Annotated in this window: 7 protein-coding genes; 4 read left to right on the top strand and 3 right to left on the bottom strand. The window is 69.1% G+C overall.

All coding sequences use genetic code 11. The annotated features are described in order from the left end of the window. The first annotated feature begins 31 nt into the window (after positions 1-31). Entirely contained in the window at positions 32-880 is an 849-nt protein-coding gene (locus VHA82_RS13240) for a nucleotidyltransferase (RefSeq protein WP_325544364.1), read from the top strand. Positions 881-910: 30 nt separating this feature from the next. On the opposite strand, the gene VHA82_RS13245 is transcribed toward VHA82_RS13240, so the two are convergent. Further along, the gene (locus VHA82_RS13245) at positions 911-1,231 is read right to left on the bottom strand and encodes a heme-binding protein (protein WP_325544367.1); all 321 of its coding nucleotides are present in this window, start codon (positions 1,229-1,231) and stop codon (positions 911-913) included. A gap of 46 nt (positions 1,232-1,277) precedes the next feature. Here VHA82_RS13245 and VHA82_RS13250 point away from each other — a divergent pair, with 46 nt between their 5' ends. Continuing rightward, a complete protein-coding gene (locus tag VHA82_RS13250; RefSeq protein WP_325544369.1) occupies positions 1,278-3,461 on the top strand; it encodes a TonB-dependent receptor in 2,184 nt (727 codons plus the stop codon). Between the two features lie 74 nt (positions 3,462-3,535). Next, positions 3,536-3,901, top strand: a complete 366-nt coding sequence (locus tag VHA82_RS13255) for a nuclear transport factor 2 family protein (protein WP_325544372.1) — start codon at positions 3,536-3,538, stop codon at positions 3,899-3,901. Between the two features lie 35 nt (positions 3,902-3,936). Here the strand turns inward: VHA82_RS13255 and VHA82_RS13260 are convergent, their stop codons facing one another. Both VHA82_RS13260 and VHA82_RS13265 read right to left on the bottom strand, forming a co-directional pair. Beyond that, positions 3,937-4,623, bottom strand: a complete 687-nt coding sequence (locus VHA82_RS13260; RefSeq protein WP_325544374.1) for a hypothetical protein — start codon at positions 4,621-4,623, stop codon at positions 3,937-3,939. Between the two features lie 4 nt (positions 4,624-4,627). Then, positions 4,628-5,077: a type II 3-dehydroquinate dehydratase gene (locus VHA82_RS13265; protein ID WP_325544376.1), complete on the bottom strand. Its 450-nt coding sequence runs from the start codon at positions 5,075-5,077 to the stop codon at positions 4,628-4,630. Positions 5,078-5,187: 110 nt separating this feature from the next. Here VHA82_RS13265 and VHA82_RS13270 point away from each other — a divergent pair, with 110 nt between their 5' ends. Beyond that, positions 5,188-6,042: a hypothetical protein gene (locus VHA82_RS13270; RefSeq protein WP_325544378.1), complete on the top strand. Its 855-nt coding sequence runs from the start codon at positions 5,188-5,190 to the stop codon at positions 6,040-6,042. Positions 6,043-6,663: the final 621 nt, after the last annotated feature.

The raw sequence follows: 6,663 nt of genomic DNA on the forward strand, positions 1-6,663 counted from the left end.
GCGGACCTCGACCCTGCTTAGCCTTCGCTCCATGTCCGGCAAGCACCTCGTCCCCTCGCTCGAAGAGGAAGTCTCGCCGCCCACCGCGGCGTTCTATCGCAACGCGCTCAGGACGCTGGCCGATGCCGGCATCCCGTTTCTGGTCGGCGGCGCGTTCGCTCACGCCTGCTTCACGGGCATCCGCCGCGCGACGAAGGACCTCGATCTCTTCATCCGCCGGGAAGATTTCGAACGCGTTGCCGACCGCATGCAGGCGCACGGCTGGCGCACCGAGATGGCGTATCCGCACTGGCTCGCCAAGGTGTACGACGGCGAGGATTTCATCGACCTCATCTTCAATTCCGGCAACGGCCTCACGCCGGTCGACGACAGCTGGTTTCGCCGCAACCCGGTGGCGCAAATCCTCGGCGTGCCGGTGCGCATCGCGAACGTGGAGGACAGCCTCGCGTCGAAGGCGTTCATCATGGAGCGAGAACGCTTCGACGGCGCCGACGTCGCGCACCTGCTGCAGTCGACCGCGGAGCAGCTCGACTGGCCCGGCCTCGTCACGCGATTCGGCACGCACTGGCGCGTGCTCTTCGCGCACCTCGTGCTCTTCGGCTTCATCTATCCCGGCGAGCGGCACCGCATCCCGCGCTGGGTGATGGAGGAATTTCTCGCGCGCGCCGCGCAGGAAACGCGTGAAGCGCCGAAGGACGCGCACGTGTGCGCGGGCACGCTGCTCTCGCGCGAGCAGTATCTGCACGACGTCGAAGCGCTCGGGTACGTCGACGGCCGGCTCACGTCCGCGAGCACGATGACCGAAGGGGACGTCGTCGTGTGGACCGAAGCCATTCCGTCACGGCAGGCGAACGGCGGCGCCGCCTCCGGCGCGGTCTGACGAAGCGCGCGCGAGGGCCTCTCGCGCCGATCAGCTCCCCCACGCGCGCAGCACGGCCTCGATCACGGCGTTGTCCTCCGGCGGACGCCCGCCGGAGACACCCACCGCGCCCACGCACTGGTCTTTCACGACGAGCGGCTGGCTGCCGTCGAGCAGGCTTCCCAGGCCCGCGACCGACAGCATCGCGACGCGGCCGCCGTTCACGAGATCCTCGAATGCCTTGCCCGGGCGGCGGATGAGCGCGGCGGTGCGAGCCTTGTCGGCGGCGATGGCGGCCGTGGAAGGCGGCGCGCCATCGAGGCGGATTGCGCCGCACACGTGGCCGCCGTCGTCCACGACGGCGATGCTCACGCGCGCCCGGCACAATGGGGCCACCAGAACAAACGAGGGGTCCGGCGTGGCGCGATCGTGGCGTGCAGGATGGCTCGCGCTCGCATGGATGGCGCTTGCATGTGTGGCGCTCTCATGTCCCCGCGCGGCGCATGCGCAGCAGCCGCCGGAGGCCGGCGGCGAGGGCGTGCAGCTCGACTCGGTGGAGGTCACCGGCAGGCGCGCCGTGCAGGACCGGTTCTTCGCACCGGGCTCGATGGTGGTGCTGGACCGCGCCGACATCGAACGGCTGGGAGCGTTCTCGGTCGCGGACGTGCTGAAGCAGTTGCCCGGCGTGGTGGTCAACACGGCGGCCGACGGCAGCGTCGAAATCCGCATGCGCGGCATGGAGCGAAGCGCGACGCAGTTGCTGGTGGATGGGCAGCGGCAGGCGACGGGCCGCGGCCAGCTTGCGCTGGACCAGCTACCGCCCGAGATGGTGGAACGCATCGAGGTCGTGCGCTCGCCGTCGGCGGAATTCTCCGGCGCCACGGGCGGCACCATCAACATCGTGCTGCGCCAGGCGACCGTGCGGCGCGAAACCTCGATCCGCATCACGGACAACACCGTGTGGGGACGGCACCGCGGACAAGTCTTCTTCTCCCGAACCGGACCGCTGAGCGAGCGGCCACCGGCAACGGTCGGCCAGCCGGGAGACGATCCATGGGCCTACTTTCTGGCCGCGAGCAGCACGGGCGTCCTCCTCGGCTCGAACAGCCACAGCCGCGTCGACGGTCCCGTCTCGTCGAGCGAGAGCGTGAACGTCGCACGCTATCACCGGCAGGAGTACTCGCTGACCCCGCGACTCACGGGCAAGCTTGCGCGCGACGACCAGCTCACCTTGCGCGGCTTCTTCAGCCGCGCGACCTTCGGCGGCTTCCTGGACAGCACGACCACCTTCGATGACGATCTGTCCACCACGTCGGTCGTCCGCAACCGGCAAGAGCAGGTGCGCCGCTTCGCGACGCTCGCCGCCGACTGGACGCACCGTTTCGAAAACAGCAAGCTGGAGACGACCGTCTCGGCGAACCGGCTGCGTGAAGACGTCGATCGCGCGGGCAACGTGATCGCGGGGCCGGGGACGGGAGGCGCGACGTTCTTCACCGATCGCCGGCGCGAGGACGTCGCCGATTTCAAGTCGAAGCTTTCCGGCACGACCTCCGCGCTGCTGCGCATGGGCGGCGTGGAAGTCGAGCATCGCACCCTGGGCATCGACACCGACAGCAGCGCCACCGGACCGTTCAGCGCAGAGGCGACGCTGGAGCGCCGCATCCTGTGGGTGCAGGACGAATGGGCGTGGGGCGAGCGCGGCACGATCACCGCCGGGCTGCGCGGCGAGTCCATCGGCATCACGACGCGCGGGCCCACGCTCGGCACGGTGCGCCGTCACATTCCGGTCGTGCAGCCGTCCATCCACCTGCGCGAGCCGTGGGGCACGCAATGGCAGTGGCGCGCGAACCTCGCGCGGACCACGCGCAATCCGCGCGTGTGGGACCTCGTGGATCGCACCACGCCGAGCACCGGGCAGAACTCGCTCGTGAATCCGGACACGATGGGCAACCCCGCGCTGCGACCCGAAACGTCGCTGGCGCTCGACACGGGCGTCGAGCGGCGGCTCGGCGCGGACGGACAGGCCGGCGGCAATCTCTTCGTGCGTCGCGTGCACGACGCCATCGGACCGCTTGTGACGCTCGCGGGCAACCGCTGGGTCGAACAGCGCAGCAACGTGGGCGATGCGACGGTGTGGGGCCTCGAATTCGATGCGCGCACGAACCTCGGCCTGTTCGGCCTGCCGCGCGCGTGGACGATCAATGCCAACTTCAGCCTGCTGCAGTCGCGCATGACGAGCGGGCCCAACACGGGGCAACGCATCCCGGGGCAGCCGCGCTACACGGCGAGCCTGAATGTCGCGAAGCCGATCCGCCGCACGGGCGGGCTCTTCGGCGGGTTCACGCTCAACGTGAACGGCGCGGCGGACCTCATGACGGGGCCGGGCCGCACCGGGCGCGACGAGGCGCGGGCGACGCTCGACGTGCACGTCGGCGGCGTGGTGAGCGGGCTCGGCTACTGGCGCATCGGGCTGCAGAACATCACGAACACGCCCTACCGGCGAATGCGGCGGTACGAGGATGCGGTCGCGGGGACGACGACGAGCCAGGGGGAGCTTTATCTCACGCCTCGGGTGTATCTGACGGTGGGAACGCAGTTCTGAGTGCAAGCATGGCAAACTTGGCGGACGCTCGGCCTGGATCGGGACGTGCGTAACCCGCCCAAGAGGAGATGCCGATGCTCACGATGGAAAAGACGGCCGACTACGTCAAGCGCTGGGTCGCCGCGTTCGAATCCAAGGACCTGGACCGCGTGCTGGCTTTCTACACGGACGACGTGACCTTTCACTCCCCGCTGATCGCGCGGCTGAGTCACGACCCCAGCGGCACCGTGCAGGGCAAGGCCGCGCTGCGGGCCTACGTGAAGAAGGGCTTCGAGGTGTTCGATCACATCAAGTTCACCGTGCTCGACGTGCTGCGAGGCGTGGACAGCATTGCCATTCACTACAAGGGCATCACCGGCACGCACGTGGTCGAGGTGCTGTTCTTCGACGCGGACGGCATGGTCCGCGAGTCCTACGTGCACTACGCATCGCCCGAATAGCGAGCCTCGCGAGCCGGCCCAGGGACCGCGTCGCGTCATCCGGTCGCGATGTCCGCCGAGGTCGCCGAGTAAGAGAGCTCGAAGCGGCCGCTCTCCGCGCCCGGCGCCGCGCCCAGCGCCCGCATCGCGGGTTCGCTGAATTCGCGCTCCGCAAGCGTGTCCAGCGCGCTTCGGTCGTATCCCGTGACGAGCAACACCCAGTCTGCGTGCCGGTCGCCTCCGCGAATCTTCTGCTCCGTCGTGAGCGGGATCGACGCGGCCCTGTGCCGCAGCAGGTGGGCTCCGCCCAGCCCCGCGCGCATCGGCAGTTCACTCAGCACCGGCTCGAGCCTCTTCGACAGGGCTTGCGCTTGGCCGCGGGCGGGTGAAAGCCTCACGGTGAGTGCATGACGGGCCGTCACCGCGCCGCTGGAGAAGATCACTTTGCACTGGCTGCGAATCATGTTGCGATGATGCGGCATCATCCGCGTAGACCAGGGGCTGGGCGCGTTCAGGCGCTCGAGATAGGCTTGCGACGTGAGAACGCCGGAGTGCGCGAGTTCGTACAGCTGGAAGACGGCTTCGCCCCCGTTCGCATCGAGCCATCGGCTCGCCCTGCGAAACCCTGGAATCGCCAGGCGCTCGGGGTAATGCTCGTGCGTGTGCCAGTGTTCGAATTCGGCGAGATGGTCCGGCGCCATGTCCCACCACATCGCGAGAGCCGCCCGCCCCTGCATGGCCATCGGCTCAACCCTGCGCGCGCGGCTCGACGGCCAATGCCGCCAGCGCCCGCAGCCCCATCAGGTACGAGAGTGGGCCGAGGCCCTGGATCGTGCCCTTCGCCGCGGGCGAGATGATCGAGTGCGCGCGCCAGTGCTCGCGCGCGGCGATGTTGGTCATGTGCACTTCGATCACTGGAAACGGCATGGCCTTGATGGCATCGTGCAGCGGCACGCTATGCTGCGTGAGCCCGGCGGGATTGACAAGCGCGCCCTGCGCCTCGTCGATGTAGCGATGCAGGAAGTCGATCAACGCACCTTCGTGATTCGACTGGATCGTCTCGAGCTGCACGCCGAGCTCCGTGGCGAGCGCGGCGAGCATCGCATCGATCTCTGCGAGCGTGGTGCGGCCGTAGATGTGCGGCTCGCGGCGCCCGAAGAGGTTCAGGTTCGGGCCGTGCAATACGAGGAGTTTCACCGGGCGCTCCGTTCGGGTTTCGCACAAGACTCCTGTGCATCTCGACAGACTCGCGGCATGATAGACGTGTCGGCAGAAGGCCGTTCCGGATCGGGAACCGATTTCAGGACATGAATTCGTCAGCCGCCCAGCTGCGCCGCGCGCTCGCCGCCCGCGTCGCGGACGCGCACGTCGCGCTCGGCGACCCCGCACTCCTCGCGCTCGTATCGGGCTCCACCGTCGACGGCACCGCCGACGAGCGATCCGATATCGACATGAGCATCGTGTTGTCGCGGCTACCCGATACCGAGGCACCTCTCCTCGCTGCGTGCGCCGCGGCGGGCGGCAGCGCGTGGTTCTGGCGCGTCGGGTCGCTCGCCGAGGGTGAGCTCATGGCGGCGTTGCGCATCGAAGGCATCGAAGTGCAGATCGCCTATGCGACACACGATGGACTCGCGCGCGACATCGACGAGCTGCTCGTGCGCCACAACGCCGATACCCCGCTGCACAAGCTGGCCGAAGGCCTGCTCAAGGCCGAAGCGCTGGCCGGCGCGCCGCTGCTGGCCGCGGCGAAGGCGCGGCTCGCGGCGTTCCCGCCCGCGCTGGGCCGCGCGATGGTCCAGCATTTCCTCTCCACGCCCATTCCGTGGCGCGCCATCGCGCAGATCGTTCACCGCGACACGCCTTTGTGGTGCCGCGAGCTTCAGGTGGACGCGGTGTACCGGCTGCTCGGCGTGCTGGCGGGACTCAACGGACGCTACTACACGCGTTTTCAGGTCAAGCGGCTGGAGAAGCTCGCGAGCGGATTCACGCTGGCGCCGCCGCGGCTCGCGCAGCGCATGGCCGCGATTCTCGATGGGCCCGTGTATGCCGGATTCGATCTCCTGCACGCGCTCGAAGGCGAAGTGCTCGAGCTGGTGTCTCGGCATCTTCCTGACGTGTCTGTGTCTGCCGTACAGGAGCGCCGCGCCGCTTGGCCCGGGTGATCTCACGGCGCGGGTGGGAACATGGCGGCAGGAACCTCGCGCCATGTGCGCGAGGCTCGTCGCGTTCCGTCAGTTTCTGGCGGGAGTTGACTCTCCGCGACCTCGCGGCAACGCCGCGTGCGGCCGGGCCGCGGCGCGCGCTACGGCGTCCGTCGGGCCGCGCTCATCGCGCAGCCCTACCGGATTCCTGTCGCCGAACGGTCTCGCGGCCCTGCGCCGCAACTTGCTGCGCGTTTGGCGCGCACGCCAAACACTCCGCGCGAACAAGCGGCGCGAGCATGTCCACGTACGCCCGGCGCGATACGCGCTACGCGCTCTCGTCGCCGTGCTGGCCGCAAGACCGTTCACCGACAGCGCCTGTGCTTGATTGCGCGCCGCAGCCCGGCCGCACGCGGCGTTGCAGATGCACCGAGGCATGCCACCGGTGGTGTGCCCGTATGTCACAGCAAAGCTGCGTGCGGGCGGGCTGCGGCGCGCAATAAAGCACAGGCGCCTGCGGCGGGTGTGCCCCGCGCCCCAGCGCGGCGACGAGAGCGCCGCAGGCGCGTATCGCGCGGCGCGTACGTGTTCTGGCTCGCGGCGCTTGTTCGAACGGAGAGTTTGGCGTGCGCGCCAAACTCG

The sequence above is a fragment of the Ramlibacter sp. genome (genome assembly GCF_035548915.1).
Lineage (GTDB): Bacteria > Pseudomonadota > Gammaproteobacteria > Burkholderiales > Burkholderiaceae_C > Ramlibacter.